Source organism: Leptothoe sp. EHU-05/26/07-4, from assembly GCF_043421015.1.
GTDB lineage: Bacteria > Cyanobacteriota > Cyanobacteriia > Phormidesmidales > Phormidesmidaceae > Leptothoe > Leptothoe turfae.
On the sequence record NZ_JAXSQV010000005.1, the window covers coordinates 510,874 to 528,221 of the forward strand.

A 17,348-nucleotide genomic window follows, 5' to 3' on the forward strand; every position below is an offset into this window, starting at 1 on the left:
GGTTGCTGGGTTATGGTTGCTGGGTTGCTGGGTTAACGAATGCCAGTGCCGTAAGCCATAATCTCAACGGCTCCCATGCCGGCTGAACTCTGACCCGCGATGTTAGAGGTTTCAAAGCGGATATTAAGTACCTGAGAGGCTCCCCACTCCATGGCGGATTCTTTCATGCGCAGCATGGCTTCTCGCCGTCCTCGGTCGATCAGGGTTTCATACACGGTGACCCGACCGCCTACGAGGTTGCGTAAAGCAGCGGAAACCGTCTTGAAATAATCGTTGGCAATAACGACACTCCCTACGAATAGTTCGGATTCATGGGCATAGGGCAGGTCTTGTTTTGCTCCCCAGCTCATGACCGGTACGTGGAGGCTTTGCTTTTCGCGGCGTTTAATGTCTTCGTAGTGTTTACGCTCGCGGCGATTACCGATGAAGTAACCCACCCCTATCAAAATCAAAAAAACAAGAAGATCCATGGTGTTACCTATATTTGCCTATGTTGAGGGGGGTTACTGAACTTTGACAGCAGTCCCGTAGGCAAAAAGCTCAGCTGCACCAGGGGCAACGGATGAAGTGGCAAATCGGACATTGATAACGGCGTTTGCACCCAGCTGTTCAGCCTGCATCACCATCCGATTAACGGCTTCTTGTCGGGATTCTTGTAGCAGCTCTGTATAGGCTTTCAATTCGCCGCCAACAATATTTTTGAATCCTGCAAGGATATCTTTGCCCACATGCTTAGCGCGAATGGTGCTGCCTTGTACTAGGCCATAGTGCTCGATAATTTCCTTGCCCGGTACACCCTCTAGATTAGTCAGGGTAATGTTCGTTGCACGAGCAGTTGAGCGTGTCATTCCAAAGCTCCGATAAGTAATTAAATTACAGTATTACAGTAGTTTGCCTATGGGTGAAAAAGCGTCCAGTCACCCATTGCAGTGACGGTTCCTTTGATACCTACATAGGATAGAGATCAAATTCCGTTGTCACTTTGTATGGACTGTTAAACCATAGGTGGTCTTAATCATGGCAGTGAGGTATCTCTGCCCCATGGCCTCTGTGACAACGGCTTGATTTTATCGTCTGCTATATAATTCCCTTGCTTTTATAAAAGTTGCTTTACACAAAATTTGTGCAATAGTGCGCTGATCCAGCATTTTCTAAGGAAAAATACCGATAGGTCAGGCTAAAAGGCCCCATACTCTGCTTAGACTCGACTATTGTCAAAACTCTGGCAAAAATGATCTACCCCAGTTTTGCTGATGTATAACACGACGGGCACGGCTAACAGATTGGGGCACTGGCTATTGTGGGTGAGGTGTTGGATCAAACCGACGATCTGCTGCTTTGTCAAATTAGCTCGAAATTCTGGCAAACAAGCGATGTGGCGATAGCGTTTGGCAAAGCCTTCTAGCCAACCGTCGTTTTCGGTCGGTTCTAACCCAGCTCTAAGGGCTAATGATAGGGCGGCATCGTTTAAATCGCCATCACAGTCTTCGATTTCTTGAAGCGATCGCAAGGCTTCAGGGTAGTCAGCCAATTGTTCAACCAGTTGAGTGATTTCGATTAAGGGGATTGAGAGCATGGGCAACGGGTAAGGGTAAGCAACAGGAGCAGGTAGTAGAGCCGAGACAGATACGTAGGTCCGTGGTGGTATCTGCCCCAGCTAAGGAGAAAAACGTATTAGACCCCATAAAGGTGTCCTAAGTTAGGCTGTCTTAATGATCGCTTCAAACCAGTGCTCAAAACGTTTGCCGAGGGCGGCTAAAGAATATTTCATTTCTGCTTGCTGGCGGCAGTAGCGACGGTCGATGTGGTCAAGCTGTTCGATACCATTGACTAGACCTGCGACATTATCAGGCTCGACTAACCAGCCCGTTTGACCATGGTCGATAATTTCGGCAGGACCGCCGCGACGATAGGCAACTACAGGGACGCCACACGCTAAGGCTTCAATAGCTACATTACCAAAGGCTTCTACCCAGCGAGGTGTCATCAGTAACCCTCGACAGCGACGGACAGTTGACTGTAGCTGCTGAGTGTTGACAAAGCCCAGGTAGTCAATCGGTGCATTGGGATAGGTCCGCTGAATGGTATCCCAGTACTCTGGGTTTTCCAGCTTACCTAAAATTTTCAGGGGAGTTTGCGTTTCCTGGACAGCGGCAACGGCATCTTCCAGCCCTTTCTCTGGTGAAATACGCCCTAACCATGCCAACTCCGGCTCTGGTGTGTCGCAATAGCTGTACTGCTGTAGGTCAATGGCACTGCTAAGAATTTCCCAGGTCAGGCCACCAGGGAAGGTATCGGTTTGGGTTTGGGTGTAGGCCCCCAATGTGCCGGGAAATTTAGTATTGATGTCGACCACGGCCTGGTCCATGATGCCGCTGAGGGAGCCCATGCTGACAAAGTGGGCAATGGGGGTATCAAAAAACGGCGTCAGGTAAAAAGGTAGCCAATCGTAGGCGAAGTTCACAATCAGGTCGTAGCTCTGCTGCACTTGACGTGCATAGGTCCATTGGTTAGCTAAAACCGCATTCTCTACCATGATGGTCGGTGTATCCCGCCCCTGGGTGTGGGCTGTGGACTGCAGGGCACCAGGAACTTGGATCAGCTGCGCCCCCTCGATCTGGGAATTGTCGGGCGCTGCGATCGCAATATGATGACCTTGCTGGGTCAAGGCTTTGACTAGATTGACTATTGTCAGCTCAACACCGCCTCCTAGACCTGAACCTAGGGGGCCTACGGGAGTGGATACAAAGAGTAATCTTAAGCACCGTGCCATGTAACCGCATCAACTCAGCCCTATGACCCTACTATGGGTGCTGCTTGATCAACTCACTGACTTCTAGCATTTGTGGATAGATTTTGAGCTGGATACAATATAGATTTGCCTATATAGCTAGGCTTCAATGCAAACCAATTGGCTCCTGCCTGCCTAATTAGTTATATTTTCCACTTCATCGGGCAGCAGTTCTGGAGTGGCCCGCGAAGCTTCCAGCGTATTTAAGGAGGATTGCATCTTAGGAGCTTCACGAATACGATTTAGCTGCTCTAAAGCCCACTCTGCTGTGCGACGGACTTCTGCATCTTCATCTTCGGTGGCATGGCCCAACATTTGGCTAATCTGAGTGACCAAATCGTAGACACGAGTTAAATCGCGAATCGCATTCTTGCGCACATCCGGATTATCGTCCTGTAGTGCGATCGCAAGGGCGCGATTCATTGGTTTCAAAGAACGAATGCCAATTTCTGAAAGTGCTGCCAGAATCAGACTCTTTTCTTTGGAGTCCGCATCCACCATGCTATTTACCAGGTGTTGCACAGCAGAGGAATTGCCTCGCTGACCCAATTCCCAAATGGCCTTGCGACGCTTGCTTGGATCGGCCACCTGCAAATTGGCCACGAGCTCATCAATTACATCGACTTTTGCCAGGCGAGTAGTCGCGCTCACGGGGCTAGATACGATCGGCAAGCTATTGTTGACTCCACTAGGAGGCTGTGGCGTAACGAGATGATTTACATCTGCCGCAGAGCCAGTCCCATTAGCCGTCGTATGCCCATTCAAAGACGTATTAGCTGTTGTCGGCTGGGAGACTTCTTTAGGGACGGCTCCCCAGGGGGCATCTTGCTCATCGTCACCAGTGGATTGGGTCCGATTAGACAGAACAAAACCGATGCCAAAGCTGCCGAGGGCTGCAATGAGCGCTAAGCCCGGCCACAATAGCCTACCCAATCCTGGTGATGGCTCAGGCTGAGTAGTCGCAGTAGGGGCAGATGTTACAGGAGGCGTATTCGGAGCCCCACTGTTGATGCCTGTTTCCGGTGAAACTTCATCACCGATATTGATGTCTTCTCCGTCTACCGTTGCGTTCTCTGCGTTGATGCGCACAGAATTTGCTTCGCCTTCTGGAGTGCCTACAGCGCCATCTTCAGCATCTGGATCAGCCGCATCCGATGCTTCAGGGTCGGCAGGTGCTTCAATTACATCAGATTGTGAAAATAGGCGCGGTGCAGCATCAGATTGTTCACTTTGCTGCCCACGTAATTTTTCAATAGCTGCAGCGGTAACGGGGCCATAAATACCGTCAATAGGCCCATTGTAATAGCCGCGCTCTTTAAGCTCCTGCTGTAAAGCCTTGATTTCCTCTTTCTGCTCCTCAGAAGTAGCACCTTCTAATGGAGAGTTGGAGGAGTTATTGCGAAAATCAGGAGTTTGCTCACCTGTGTTGACCGCCGCATCTGGGTTAACGCTCGGAGACTGCGCTATCAGTGAGGGACTACCTTTGGCTTGCAGACTTGTCACAGATAGCGTGAAAGCTGTCAGACTTGTTAAAAATACTAGAGTAGAGCGCCAAATCATATCAGTTTAGTATCCAGTACCTGCGTCACTCTGTTCACGGCACAGACCGACTATTCAATGCTTTGAATGGCAGATTCCTGCTGAATCCATATCACAACCAGGTCGTTCTGATCTTGAAAGGGCTTCTTAACCAGTGATTAAAACACCATGGCATCGCCATGTAGAAGCCTGTAAGAATTAAATTACCGCTCTAGCCAACGGCAATAGCACCGCGCTTTCTCCTAACTTTACCCAAATTTTGGATTGCCATGTTCAAGTCCATGGCTTAAATGTGCCCAAGTTCCTAAAAATTTTGGCTGAGCTTGCAGTCGTCAGAGCATTCGCTCTGGCCCCGTCAACATGATATAAAATCCCCAAAGCCCCAGAAAATAGAGCAATCGAGTCGCAAAAACCTCAACTGATGTGAGACATTTGCGATCGCAACAGGTTTCGACAGCTTGCAGCCAATACTAACCTAAATAACTAAGTAATCTAAGAGCTGATTTATCAAGAGTTCTTAGTATGTGGTCAACCTATGTGAAGACCAGATGTGGTCAAGGTCTTGTGGGCTTCACTCTATGGTAATAATGCTTAATCCGAGGACGGGTCCACACCCCCTTGGGAGTAGAGCCAGGCTTCCATGGATTTTGCTAGCTCAGGGTTAATGGCTTTGGCCAAACCGATGACGGATGGCCCCGTTAATATGTTGACTAGTCCCTGAGTAATGACGTCCCGTTGATTAACTAGATAGATACTAATGAGCGTAAATCCAACCCCGGTCCATTGAACAGTGCTGAGATTTTCTGACAGTAATGATGTGCTAAACGTCAGTGCAAATACGGGGGTTAGAAATGTCAGGGCACTCAGACTTGTGAGATTGCCCTTGGCGGCAAGGTAGAAAAAGATGCCATAGGCAATGGCACTACCAAACACCGTGGCATAAAGAATTGCTAACCACCCAGTGATGGTAATACCTTGCCACTGATTGACTTCAGTATAGGCAGAGAGGCCTAATAGGGGAATACCACCTAGGATCATATGCCAGCCAGTGGCAACTACTGGGTCTACATGGCGAGAAACATAGGCAATCATGACTGTCCCTACCGCCATTGACAACGCTGCCAATAGCATTAACCACTCCCCATGCCCTAACAGGATTGTGATTAACTCTTGACCGATGGGTAACTGATTACCAAAAAACTCTGTCTGGGTGGGCCAGTGACCGGTGGTAAAACCCGTCGACATGCCTGAGACTGCACGAAGAATCCATTCGTCGGGTAAGCCGAGTAGGCTAATGCCAAGAATGCCTAATATCAAACCGATCCATCCCAAAGGACCAACGATTTCTTTGAATAGGAAACGAGCCATTAAGGCAACTGCAATGGGTTGAGAGTCGATCATGACCGACCCAAGACCGGCCCCTGTGTGCTGTAATCCTTCGGCTAAAAAACCTTGAAATAGGGTGCCGTCGACTAATGCAAAGCCCCCTATCCACGCCCATCCCTGCCAGCTTTGCGGTTGTTTACGTCCTAAAATAGCCGCCACCATTAGGACCAGTATGCCGGCGGGCATTAATCGTAATGTGGCTAGAAATAAAGGACTAGTCGTGTCAATCACCCCCTTCATTGCCACCATGGCCGTACCCCACAAAAAGAAGGGGGCAATCAAAACTAGGGCTGGTGTATTTTCCTGGTTGAAGGGGGATGCCATGCAGCGGGGAAAGAATGGGTGAGACTGAAAAACTACGTTCCTTACTATAAAGTTATGTTAAGTTCTGATGGCGTTCCCTGCAAAGCTGTTGAGCAATTTTTCGATATTATCAAGCTGTAATAGCCTACGGCAGGGGGTTATAGTAATCATCTGAACGTTCGTCGTTTATTCAGTCAATGTCTATGATTTGGCCATTCAAGCCACGTTTCCGTAAACAGATTGCCCGTATCGAAATTTCTGGAGCAATTGCAGGTGGAACTCGGAAGCGAGTATTGGAGGCCCTTGAAGAGGTCAAAGAGAAGAAATTTCCGGCACTGTTGCTGCGTATCGATAGCCCAGGCGGCACGGTGGGCGATTCTCAAGAGATTTATAGTGCGTTAAAAAAACTCCAGGAAACCGTCAAAATTGTCGCTAGTTTTGGCAATATTTCTGCTTCTGGGGGTGTCTACATTGGCATGGGTGCTCAGCATATTGTGACGAATCCCGGCACAATTACTGGCAGTATTGGCGTTATTCTACGGGGAAATAACTTGGAGCGCTTGCTCGATAAGGTTGGGGTGTCATTCAAGGTGATCAAGTCTGGCCCCTACAAAGATATTTTGTCCTTTGATCGAGAGCTGACTCAGCCTGAGCAGAAAATTTTACAAGAGCTGATTGATGTCAGTTATGGACAGTTTGTGTCGACCGTAGCAACTGCACGTAACTTAGATGAAGATGTCGTTCGCGGTTTTGCAGATGGACGTATTTTCACCGGTGCCCAGGCGCTGGAATTAGGTGTAGTCGATCGGGTGGGTACAGAAGCTGACGCCAAGCAGTGGGCCGCTGAACTCGCTGATTTGGACCCAGAGAAGGTTGAAATTTATAACATTGAAGAGCGTAAGCCGTTTTGGAATAAGCTATTGCCGGGTAATAGTCAGGCGATGCTTCCTTGGATGAGTCCTCGGATGCAGGGATGGTTAGAGTTTGAACTTGCCTATCAAGGGGTCCCCCTATGGCTCTATCAATCGCCAGGCAATACATTGCCTGGTCCGTTTGGTGGATAATCTGGGCATGGATTTCTAGCAGACCTAGAAAAGGCTACTCTATCTAAGGGGATGGTGCGAGCCAGCCATGCAATGTACAAGGGATAGGCAACATGCAGCAAGGAGAGATAGGTGACTGGCGAGTGCGTGCCATTCGAGGTGCGACTACCGTACCTGAGAATTCAATAGCTGAGATCGCGAATGCAGTCACTGAACTACTCGACGCCTTGGAAGCCAAAAATCCAATTACACCTGATTCTATGATTAGCGTTACGTTTTCAGTGACGTCTGATTTGGATGCAATTTTTCCAGCTGCGATCGCACGGCAGCGCCCTGACTGGGATACTGTTCCTTTGCTAGATGTGCAGCATATGCAGGTGTCTGGTAGCTTGCCCATGTGCATTCGTTTTTTGATCCATGCTTACATGACTCTGCCTAAAGCCGATATCTATCATCCTTATCTGCGAGGAGCCAGTGGTTTGCGCCCTGATTGGTCCAGTGTCAGCACCTCAGCCCATGTTCAATAGTGAGCATTCGATAACTTGGCGGGGCTATCATAAATCAGAAATAATCTATTACAAAGGGGTTCCAGCCAAAGCTGGAACCCCTTTGTATAAAACATTCAAAGAATTCTTATCTATCTAGTGCGCCAAGCGCTACTTCTTGTGGTGCAAGCGAATGCCTAAAAAGATGTCATAAACAAATCCCCAGAAGTCTTTGCGGTGATGCAGTCCTAATGATTGGGGAGCCCCCTTTTCGTCTAACAGAGGCTTCATCACCTCATAAGCAGGCTGGTATTTATACCAAGGTATGGATGGCCATAAATGATGCACCAGGTGATAATTCTGACCCATAATCAGCACATTCAATAGCCGACTAGGATAGACCCGTGCATTCTTCCATCTATTTTTTTCCTCAAAGGGACGATGGGGCAAATAGTCGAAGAATAGTCCTAAAGCCACGCCTACAACCAAGGCTGGTGCAAACCAATAGTTTGCAAAGTAGTTCAAAAAGCCAAAGCGATAGGCGGAGTAAATTAGACCCCCTACGACTAGACGGCTTAAAAACCATTCCAGTAACTCATACTTCTTCCACAGTCGTCGCTGGAAAAAGTAAATCTCATGGTAAAAAAAGCGCGGTGCAATCAGCCACAAAGGACCGCAGGTAGATACAAAATGGTCCGGATCATTTTCCGGATCATTGACATTGGCATGGTGCTGTAGATGTACCCGTGTAAACACGGGGAATGTAAAACCCAGCATTAATGCGCTGCCATGGCCTAAAACCGCATTGATAATGCGGTTGCTGTGGGCTGAATTGTGGGATGCATCATGAATAACCGTTCCCACTAGGTGTAAGCCCACCGTGTTTAAAACAAAACAAATCCAGTGGGGAAAGCTCCAGGCAAAATACCCAAACGTAGCAATAGTCACCAATAGGACTGCTCCTACGAATATGAGTAAGTCTGGGCTAACACCACCGTCCGCGTCTAAAAGATCCTTGGGTACTCGTCTAAGTACTGCCGGATGTGTTGGCACCGAAACCACAGTAATACTCCTTCACACCTATGTTTCGAAGTATACGCTACCTAGAGGTGATAATAAAGTTTTGTGACGTTATCTCATTTACTGCTTAACACTTTCCAAACTGACTCAAAACAATCTACTGCCTGATAATCAGTGCCAACGTTTTTTCTGACGGTTGTCTAGCCAACATCGTTGGAGAGTCTAAGAAAGGATTGAGTCTCTAAGCTTTCAGGTAGGCCTTAACCATAGAATTCAAGGGTTTTTGAAGCACAATCGAGCCCTGGCATGATACTATCCGGTGGTTTGTTAACACATGTTCACATCCAAAACCACTGTTTTTCGTCGAGTAGAACGGAAGGTTTAAATTGGGTGTTAACTAACCCACTATTGGGTGTTGACTAACCCACTATCGGCTAGCCCACGGACAAAGCACTATGCCACTGCGCCACGCCCTGCGTCGGACTAAGATCGTATCCACCATTGGTCCAGCTACTCAGGATCCTGCAACGTTGCGATCGCTAATTGAAGCTGGGGCCACTACCCTGCGCCTCAACTTTTCCCATGGTACTCACGACGATCATCAACGCAATATTCGGTTGATTCGCCAGATCTCGTTCGAGCTTAATCAACCCGTTGGCATCCTACAGGATCTTCAGGGTCCCAAGATTCGCCTGGGTAAATTTGAAGCGGGTTCTATTCACCTAAAAACAGGCGATAGCTTTATCCTGACTAGTCGCCAACTGCCGGGTACTGAGGAAATCAGTTCGGTCACCTATGAAGCTCTAGTAGAAGAAGTGCCAACCGGTGCCACTATTCTGCTGGATGACGGCAAGGTGGAAATGCGGGTGGTTGACAAAGACATGGAAAAGCGCGAACTCCACTGTGAAGTGGTGGTTGGTGGCAAGCTTTCCAACAGTAAAGGTGTTAACTTTCCTGGGGTTTATCTATCTATCAAGGCACTGACTGAAAAGGATAAAGTAGACCTTGCCTTTGGCCTTGATCAGGGCGTGGATTGGGTTGCCCTAAGTTTTGTGCGCAACCCTCAAGATGTTCTAGAGATTAAAGAGATCATTACGAACGCTGGTAAGCGGGTCCCCGTCATTGTCAAAATTGAGAAACATGAGGCCATTGAGCAGATGGAGGCTATTTTATCTCTGTCCGATGGTGTGATGGTGGCTCGGGGGGATTTAGGAGTAGAGCTCCCAGCTGAAGATGTCCCGATTCTGCAAAAGCGCCTGATTGCGACTGCTAATCGTCTAGGTATTCCAGTGATTACCGCAACTCAGATGCTCGACAGTATGGTCAGCAATCCTCGGCCAACCAGGGCAGAAGTTTCCGATGTCGCCAATGCTATTCTCGACGGCACCGATGCTGTGATGCTATCGAATGAAACGGCGGTGGGTGAATATCCAGTGGAAGCCGTAGCTACCATGGCCAAGATTGCCATGCGAACTGAACGAGAACAAATTTCTCCAGACTCTGATGCCGCCACCAGTCGTACCATTCCCAATGCCATTAGTCGGGCAGTGGGGCAGATTGCTTCCCAGCTGGATGCCGCCGCAATTATGTCGTTGACCAAAACCGGAGCAACGGCTCGTAACGTTTCCAAATTTCGGCCACCAACGCCCATTTTGGCAGTCACACCCCATGTTGAGGTAGCTCGTCGGTTGCAGTTGGTATGGGGAGTTAAACCTCTGCTAGTGGTGGATCTACCTTCTAGCAGTCAAACTTTCCAGTCGGCAGTCAACGTCGCCCAAGAAAAAGAATTACTCCATGACGGTGATCTAGTGGTCATGACTGCGGGCACCTTGCAAGGTGTGTCGGGATCCACTGACCTGATTAAGGTGGAGTTAGTGACCGCTGTGTTAGGCCATGGCAAAGGCATTGGTGAGGGTGTGGTCAGCGGTCGAGCCCGTGTGGTCAACAAAGCCTTAGCTGTGAGCAACTTTAATCCTGGTGAGATTTTGGTTGTTCCCAGTACTAGTGCTGATTACGTTGATATCATTCGCCACGCTGGCGGCATCATTACTGAAGATCCGAGCCATACAGGTCATGCAGCAGTGCTTGGTCTGCGTCTTGGTATTCCAGTTTTAGTGGGCGTAACCAATGCTACCGGCATTATTCGCGACGGCACCATCATCACAGTGGATGCCAAACGAGGTGTGGTGAACTCAGGTGCCACTAATCTTCATCCCCGAGAGATGATGACCATGGCATATTAGATGTCTCATACGAAATCCTGACTGATCGTGCCCGAAGTAGCTGTTACACGGTTTTGTGTAACAGCTACCCCTCCTATGCTTGACTCAATTAGGATTATCTATGCATTGTCCCAGTTGACATAGGGAAGATTGGCAGCTGTTGCCTTAATTTGCACTGCTTGATTTAACAGTTGACCGCACGCGTCCCAAGTGCCGTTGATAAACATTTGACGGTTACCTTCTTTGATAGCAACTGACTCCCTGAAGTTGTCCCCAGCGACAGTCTGATTTTCCAAATCGAGAGAAAATTCCTTGTCAGGAGACTTTGCGATGAGTGCTTGCAGGCTGGCAACAACTTCAGGGGTAGCTGTAGCGCAAGGCATACCGATCGCAACACAATTGCCTAGAAAAATTTCTGCAAAACTTTCACCAATAATCGCTTTGATGCCCCAGCGCATAATAGATTGAGGTGCATGCTCACGGGACGAACCACAGCCAAAGTTACTATTTACTACCAAAATTTTGGCGTTTTGATACTGAGATTGATCAAATGAATGGGTGCCGTTACCCTGGACGCGATCATCGGCAAAAACGTTCTCTCCTAATCCGTCGAACGTCACACAGCGAAGAAAGCGAGCCGGGATAATCCGATCGGTATCAATGTCATTTCCGAGGAGAGGAATACCGCGACCGGTGACCGACATGATTTGAGACATTGTCTGAACCATAGAGAAACTATCCTGGTGTGCTGATGGGCCATATTCAAACCAAGAGCCGCAAGGCTCAATAAGCCAGGTGGTTAACCTTGGATGTGTTTAAGGCACTACTGTGTAATACGTTACTAGTCCACCATGGTAACGTGATGTCAAACGTTCTCTCGTTAATTCTGCGACTATATGGTCACGAAAATTTGATGCTACCCAGTGATGAGCAATGGCAAGACTTAGCACCCAAATTTCCCAGCATAGTGGGAACCCGGCAGATCATCATAATTGATGTCCACCGGGTTCAAATCTCATGCGGCTATGGCATGCCCCTGTATGACTACCAAGGACAACGCCCCACATTGTCTGCTTGGGCTGAGAAAAAAGGTCCTGATGGTTTGCTCAGTATCAGGTCGAAAAAGGGAGTGTGAGCATTGATGGTCTTGTCACGCCCATTGGTCAACTCAACACTTAAAATCCGAGTTGGCTGCGAGCAGAGGCATAATTTGTACCTTTAAACTCCCACTCAACCTAGATTTTGAGGCTTGGGTTGATGCCCCCTTTTTTAAGTCCGATAGAGAAACTCAAGATCGACATGATCAGGCGTATTGGCAGCATCGTAATAAGGACGATTGGTCAGCCAGACTGACTGGTATGGTTTTAGCTTGTAAACCCCATGTAGATCATCAAAGCTTTCGCCGCTAATGAGATCCATCCAACTATCAGTATTTACTAAGTTGAGTTCGTTCAGATGCAGAGTATGGGGGTGGTTGCTGAGATTATGAATCGAAAAAATGCTCTGATCGCGAGCTAGGCTCTGACGCCAGAAGGCAAAAAGAGCTGGATTGTCTGGATGCAAAGTGTATTGAGTTGCATTTGGATGAAATGCCTTCTGCTGACGACGAATTTGAATAAGACGTGATAGCTCTGCTAATACAGTTGCTTGGGGAGATTCAGGATTTTCAAGAAGAGTATCTAACCGCTGTTTATCCCAGCAGTGACGGTTGATCGAGCGATTGTGACCAGTGGCTTCCATGCCTTCGATGTCGTTAGGTGTGGCCAACAAACTATGGATATAGAACGCAGGAATTCCCTCTAGGGACATCATGACTGTTTGGGAGCAGATAAAACGCTCAATCTGCCATTGATCTGGCCCTTGAGCCGTCCCTTGCAGTGCATCAAATAGAGAAATATTGATCTCATAGGGAGATTCACTACCATCGGCTTTACTGCGCATACTAATTTGCGCACCAAAGCTTCGCATGGTGTTTATGAGTGTTTGAAATTCTCCATCCTCTAACAGTCCTTCAGTAGGCCGCAGACCAATACCATCATGGGATGCGGTGAAGTTGAAGTAAGCGCAGCCAATGGGAGCTGGAGGCATACTCATCATCCATGTTTTGAGGTGATCTGCACGACCCTGCATCAACGCATTCAGCAGCAGCGGTGGCAAGCTGAAGTTGTAAATCATATGGGCTTCGTTGCGGTCCCCAAAATAGCTGAGGTTTTCGCGATTAGGGACATTAGTTTCGGTAATCAGGGCAATCCCTGGATCTACCATTTGTAAAATTTCGCGAAATGTTTGAATTAAAGCGTGGGTCTCAGGCAAATGAATGCAACAAGTGCCTGGGGATTTCCATAGGAAGCCAACCGCATCTAAGCGAATATAACGGGCCCCATGACGGGCATAGGCCAGAATAATATCGATAAATTCTAAAAAGACATCTGGATTGCTGTAGTCTAAATCGACTTGATCAGCGCTAAAGGTCGTCCATACATGTTGGACTCCTTTGATGGTTTCCACTGGAGTTAACACGGGGCTGCTGCGTGGCCGCACGACATCAGCAGTGGGTGTATCTTTTGGCAGATTAATAAAGTAGTTGCGACCTGGTAACTGATCCTGTTTGAACTGTTCAAACCAGTCGCTTTTGCTAGAGACGTGATTAGCAACCAAATCAAACATGAGATTAAAGTTGCGTCCAATGGCTTCAACGTCGGCCCAATTACCCAGACGAGGATTAACCTCCAAAAAGTCTATGACAGCAAAGCCATCATCAGAGCTATAGGGAAAAAAGGGCAGAATATGAACCCCTGTCACGGTGTCGGCCAAATGAGTATTGAGAAACTGGTTTAGTGTTTGTAGAGGGGATGCATCCTCGCTGCAAATACTATCACCGTAGGTAATGAGTAGAATTTTATCCTGATCCCATTTACCTAAATCCTCCTGGGAGTGTGACTTAAGCTCCTCCTGGATCATGTCGTAGAGCCGAGGGAGCAGACTATCGATTTGTTTCTCGGCATAGACCCTCTTTAGAAGGGGATAAACCTTAGCTGTAAAGCGTTCGAAGGATATTGCAGCTTTAGACGTTGTCAGCATGAATAAAGTCTGATGTGTATTGCGTTGGCAGGCACCAAAGGTGCAGAAAAGCGGATGCAGTCAAATAAACTTAAGGCCCAAGGTAAAAAACCTTGATCCCGCAATTTTTCAAATATTCCTGATGAGTGAATGTCTAGCGAGTTTTTGAATAACTAGATCAATTAAGGTCTATTTGGGACAGCTTAACCCAGGTGGTTGGATAATTCACCACCTAAAAGAATTGCCTAATATTGGATACCAGTAGAATTCAATAATTGATCTGTGGGATTTGTTCTTATGAGTAACTAGGTTATCACTGGTTTTTTCGAAAGGTTTGGATGTCAGTACAAATATCGGGGATGCTTCATATCTTTAAATAAACTCTGAAGCCTATCTAAAATGTGGAATTGTGAGGATACTCAGAAAAAATAAAAAAGGTATCTGGTAGATTGCCAGATACCCGTATGTGATTTAAGGGCCTGTGATGTAATCAAGACATAGCTAAAACCCTTGGTTGGTTCATGAATTATCATCCTGATGGCTCAGAGCAAGTTTAAGTTCACTAATGGTGTGTGAATTAAATTTCGCCAAAACTTATGAAAGCATGCTCAACGGCAAAATTAGATAGCGTTGATGAATTGTCAGCCATCCTTCTTTGCGAAAATCTCTGAGCAAGCGTGTTACCGTAACACGCGTGGTACCAATTGTGGTTGCTAGTTGGTGATGCGTGAGACGAATTGTCAGCCTTACACCTTGAGGTTCGACCTGGCCAAACTCCTGGGCTAGCATAATCAAAAGCTGACGCAATCGATCGGCTACCAGACGCTTACCAGATAGGGCAAGCCATGCTTCTGATTGCTGAAGACGTCGTGATAGGTGAGTAAATAATCCTGCCATCAGGGTGGGTGAATTTTCTAGCTCTGCCATAGATAGGGGCAAAACATCAACTGGTGTTAACGCTGTTGCCCAGTAAGGACTAACGCCCGTTAAGCTCAGACCAAAGGGCATGGAAGGACCTGCTAATCCCAGCAATGTTTCACTGCCATCTGGATGAATTGTGTGGAGTTGGACAATACCTCGGCAAATCACATAGATTTCACTACGTCTGAGGGGAATGCTATGCGCTGCTGTAAATTGTGTAAGATTTCTCTCGTGGTAAAGCTGCTCTAGTAGAGCAATATAGTGATCTGATGTGCGACTTCTTTGGGTGAGCTGTGAGACTGACATAGAAAGAACTAGGCCCCTGTGAATGCTTTATGAGCAATCGTTTGTGTAAGTATCGACAGCAGAGATGTATTTTAGCCAACGGCAACGTCTGAATAACTCTGCTAAATATGAAACTAGTACTGCTGCTTTTCTCAATAACCCTTCAGTATGGAAAAGTAGGTGGATAAATTGTCAAATCGCCAAGGTTAATCCTTGATTTGGCAGCATTAGTTAAATTTGTTTAGTCGATAATACCGACATGATTAAAGCAAAAACTTAACGTGAGGTAATCAAAAGGTTAAGAAAAGCGAAACCTTTTGGTGGCAGGTGTTTATGCTTGAGCAGAGAAAATCTACAGTTTTGCTGTTCAGGGAGTTCTTTTAGGACGTGAGAAGCCTCTTAGAGTAGGCTGCGCACATCACTCACTTGGCCATTGATAGCGGCTAGAGCCACCATCGCCGGACTCATTAATAATGTTCTTCCTGAGGCAGAGCCCTGCCGACCTTTGAAGTTTCGGTTTGAAGAGGATGCGCTGATTTGACGTCCCTGTAGTTTGTCGGGGTTCATGGCTAAACACATAGAACAGCCAGGCTCTCGCCATTCAAAGCCAGCCTCGACAAAGATTTTATCTAATCCCTCGGCTTCGGCTTGCTGTTTGACTTGCTCAGAACCTGAAACGACAAAGGCTTGGATGCCTGAGGCAACATGACGCCCTTTGGCTACCTTGGCGGCTTCTCGTAAATCGCTCAGGCGACCGTTGGTGCAGCTACCAATGAAGCAAACATCGATAGGGGTGCCCAACATGGGCTGACCAGGGCCCAAGTCCATATAGGTATAGGCTTCTTGGATTAAGGCTTGTTCTTCTGAGGAGAATGATGCCAAGTTAGGAATGGTTTCATCTACACCAATGGCCTGATCAGGACTAATGCCCCAGGTGACTGTGGGGGCAATGTCTTGGGCGTCAAATACGATGACATCATCGTAATCGGCATCGGTATCGCTGCGTAGGCTTTCCCACCAAACAACGGCTTTTTCAAATGCGTCACCTTGGGGGGCAAATTCTCGTCCCTTGAGATAGTCGTAGGTAATCTGGTCAGGATTGACATAGCCACAACGAGCCCCACCCTCAATGGACATGTTGCACAGGGTCATGCGCTCTTCCATCGACATGGCCTCGATGGCGCTGCCAGCATACTCATAGGCATAGCCCGCGCCACCCTTTGCGCCCAAGGTGCGGATAATGTGCAAAATAACGTCTTTGGCATAGACTCCAGGTGCCAGGGTGCCATTGACTTCTATGCGTCGGACTTTGAGCTTGTCGAGGGAGAGTGTTTGGGAGGCAAGCACATCCCGTACCTGACTGGTGCCAATGCCAAAGGCAATCGCTCCAAATGCTCCATGGGTAGATGTGTGGCTATCACCGCAGGCGATGGTCATACCAGGCTGGGTGAGACCTTGTTCAGGGGCGATGACATGGACAATGCCCTGGTGACCAGACCCTACATTAAAAAAGCGAATATCGTTAGTCTTAGTGTTGCTTTCGAGGGCAACGATCATTTCCTCTGCCAGGCTATCGGCAAATGGACGGGCTTGGCTGTCGGTGGGCACGATGTGATCGACGGTGGCGACGGTGCGTTCTGGAAACATCACCGTGAGGTTGCGATCGCGCAGCATAGCAAAGGCCTGAGGACTGGTGACCTCGTGGATCAGATGTAGGCCAATAAAAAGCTGGGTCTGACCAGAAAGCAGTGTTGTAACCGTATGCAGATCCCAAACTTTGTCGAATAATGTGCCCTTACTCATGCGCTGTCTCTATCTAACAAAAATCGCTAGGCTTTCCATTCTAGCCTTAGAGGCTCACATTAAATGTCTGGTGGACAATCTATCAAAGGTATGAAAGGCCAGCTGCTGACGACAAACGGTCAGCGAACATGTTTCAATAAAAAGATACAGGACTTTATTTGTTTTTATAGAAAGGAGTGTTAGTGATGACCGCAGCACTAGTTTATTTAGTGATTTTGTTTGGCACTGCTGCCGCTGGCATGGGCATGTACTACGGTCTCAAAGCTGCAAAGCTCATCTAAGCTCATCCAAAACCAAGGATTGATCAGGAATTAGAAAGTTTGCCGCCGGAGAGACATGATTTTCGTATGGCATTGTCTGCATATCCAAAGGCCAAATCTTGATGACTACTGTTTCTTAAATTTTTGATATTTCAAACATTTGAAAATAGCTGTGGGTAACTGGACATGATGGCCTGTGCCCGCAGGTTTAAAATGGCTGTGGGTAACCG

Annotated in this window: 16 protein-coding genes; 5 read left to right on the forward strand and 11 right to left on the reverse strand. The window is 47.6% G+C overall.

Going from position 1 to position 17,348, the window contains the following annotated elements:
- Window positions 1-32: 32 nt before the first annotated feature.
- The 6 genes from U2F10_RS20880 to U2F10_RS20905 form a co-directional block, all read right to left on the reverse strand.
- Complete coding sequence (locus U2F10_RS20880; protein ID WP_499873172.1) at window positions 33-470, reverse strand: YbjQ family protein; 438 nt, start codon at window positions 468-470, stop codon at window positions 33-35.
- Window positions 471-503: 33 nt separating this feature from the next.
- Window positions 504-848 carry a YbjQ family protein gene (locus tag U2F10_RS20885; RefSeq protein ID WP_006516189.1) on the reverse strand — a complete coding sequence of 115 codons (345 nt, stop codon included), beginning with the start codon at window positions 846-848 and terminating at the stop codon, window positions 504-506.
- A gap of 350 nt (window positions 849-1,198) precedes the next feature.
- Complete coding sequence (locus tag U2F10_RS20890; RefSeq protein WP_499867584.1) at window positions 1,199-1,576, reverse strand: hypothetical protein; 378 nt, start codon at window positions 1,574-1,576, stop codon at window positions 1,199-1,201.
- A 123-nt stretch (window positions 1,577-1,699) separates the two neighbouring features.
- A complete protein-coding gene (locus tag U2F10_RS20895) occupies window positions 1,700-2,773 on the reverse strand; it encodes a glycosyltransferase family 4 protein (RefSeq protein WP_163702792.1) in 1,074 nt (357 codons plus the stop codon).
- Between the two features lie 153 nt (window positions 2,774-2,926).
- Complete coding sequence (locus U2F10_RS20900) at window positions 2,927-4,294, reverse strand: HEAT repeat domain-containing protein (RefSeq protein WP_499873173.1); 1,368 nt, start codon at window positions 4,292-4,294, stop codon at window positions 2,927-2,929.
- A gap of 627 nt (window positions 4,295-4,921) precedes the next feature.
- Window positions 4,922-6,040: a DMT family transporter gene (locus U2F10_RS20905; protein ID WP_499873174.1), complete on the reverse strand. Its 1,119-nt coding sequence runs from the start codon at window positions 6,038-6,040 to the stop codon at window positions 4,922-4,924.
- A 182-nt stretch (window positions 6,041-6,222) separates the two neighbouring features.
- Between U2F10_RS20905 and sppA the strand changes: the two genes are divergently transcribed.
- Together sppA and aroH are read left to right on the forward strand one after the other, a co-directional pair.
- On the forward strand, window positions 6,223-7,083 hold the full coding sequence (gene sppA, locus U2F10_RS20910; RefSeq protein WP_163702793.1) for a signal peptide peptidase SppA: 861 nt from the start codon (window positions 6,223-6,225) through the stop codon (window positions 7,081-7,083).
- A gap of 92 nt (window positions 7,084-7,175) precedes the next feature.
- A complete protein-coding gene (gene aroH, locus U2F10_RS20915; protein WP_163662381.1) occupies window positions 7,176-7,589 on the forward strand; it encodes a chorismate mutase in 414 nt (137 codons plus the stop codon).
- Window positions 7,590-7,718: 129 nt separating this feature from the next.
- Here the strand turns inward: aroH and crtR are convergent, their stop codons facing one another.
- Entirely contained in the window at window positions 7,719-8,609 is an 891-nt protein-coding gene (gene crtR, locus U2F10_RS20920; RefSeq protein ID WP_348917908.1) for a beta-carotene hydroxylase, read from the reverse strand.
- A 413-nt stretch (window positions 8,610-9,022) separates the two neighbouring features.
- Here crtR and pyk point away from each other — a divergent pair, with 413 nt between their 5' ends.
- Complete coding sequence (gene pyk, locus U2F10_RS20925; protein WP_163662380.1) at window positions 9,023-10,810, forward strand: pyruvate kinase; 1,788 nt, start codon at window positions 9,023-9,025, stop codon at window positions 10,808-10,810.
- A gap of 98 nt (window positions 10,811-10,908) precedes the next feature.
- Here the strand turns inward: pyk and leuD are convergent, their stop codons facing one another.
- Entirely contained in the window at window positions 10,909-11,505 is a 597-nt protein-coding gene (gene leuD / locus U2F10_RS20930) for a 3-isopropylmalate dehydratase small subunit (RefSeq protein ID WP_499061306.1), read from the reverse strand.
- 146 nt (window positions 11,506-11,651) lie between these two features.
- On the opposite strand from leuD, the gene U2F10_RS20935 reads away from it, so the two are divergent.
- Window positions 11,652-11,924, forward strand: a complete 273-nt coding sequence (locus tag U2F10_RS20935) for a hypothetical protein (RefSeq protein ID WP_499061133.1) — start codon at window positions 11,652-11,654, stop codon at window positions 11,922-11,924.
- Between the two features lie 134 nt (window positions 11,925-12,058).
- Here U2F10_RS20935 and U2F10_RS20940 read toward each other — a convergent pair whose 3' ends face one another.
- The 3 genes from U2F10_RS20940 to leuC all read right to left on the reverse strand — a co-directional run bounded on the left by U2F10_RS20940 (window position 12,059) and on the right by leuC (window position 16,858).
- A complete protein-coding gene (locus U2F10_RS20940) occupies window positions 12,059-13,870 on the reverse strand; it encodes an alpha-amylase family glycosyl hydrolase (protein WP_499061134.1) in 1,812 nt (603 codons plus the stop codon).
- 573 nt (window positions 13,871-14,443) lie between these two features.
- A complete protein-coding gene (locus U2F10_RS20945; RefSeq protein WP_163662374.1) occupies window positions 14,444-15,076 on the reverse strand; it encodes a Crp/Fnr family transcriptional regulator in 633 nt (210 codons plus the stop codon).
- A 378-nt stretch (window positions 15,077-15,454) separates the two neighbouring features.
- On the reverse strand, window positions 15,455-16,858 hold the full coding sequence (gene leuC / locus U2F10_RS20950) for a 3-isopropylmalate dehydratase large subunit (protein ID WP_163662372.1): 1,404 nt from the start codon (window positions 16,856-16,858) through the stop codon (window positions 15,455-15,457).
- Window positions 16,859-17,043: 185 nt separating this feature from the next.
- Here leuC and petL point away from each other — a divergent pair, with 185 nt between their 5' ends.
- On the forward strand, window positions 17,044-17,139 hold the full coding sequence (gene petL, locus U2F10_RS20955; protein WP_163662370.1) for a cytochrome b6-f complex subunit PetL: 96 nt from the start codon (window positions 17,044-17,046) through the stop codon (window positions 17,137-17,139).
- Window positions 17,140-17,348: the final 209 nt, after the last annotated feature.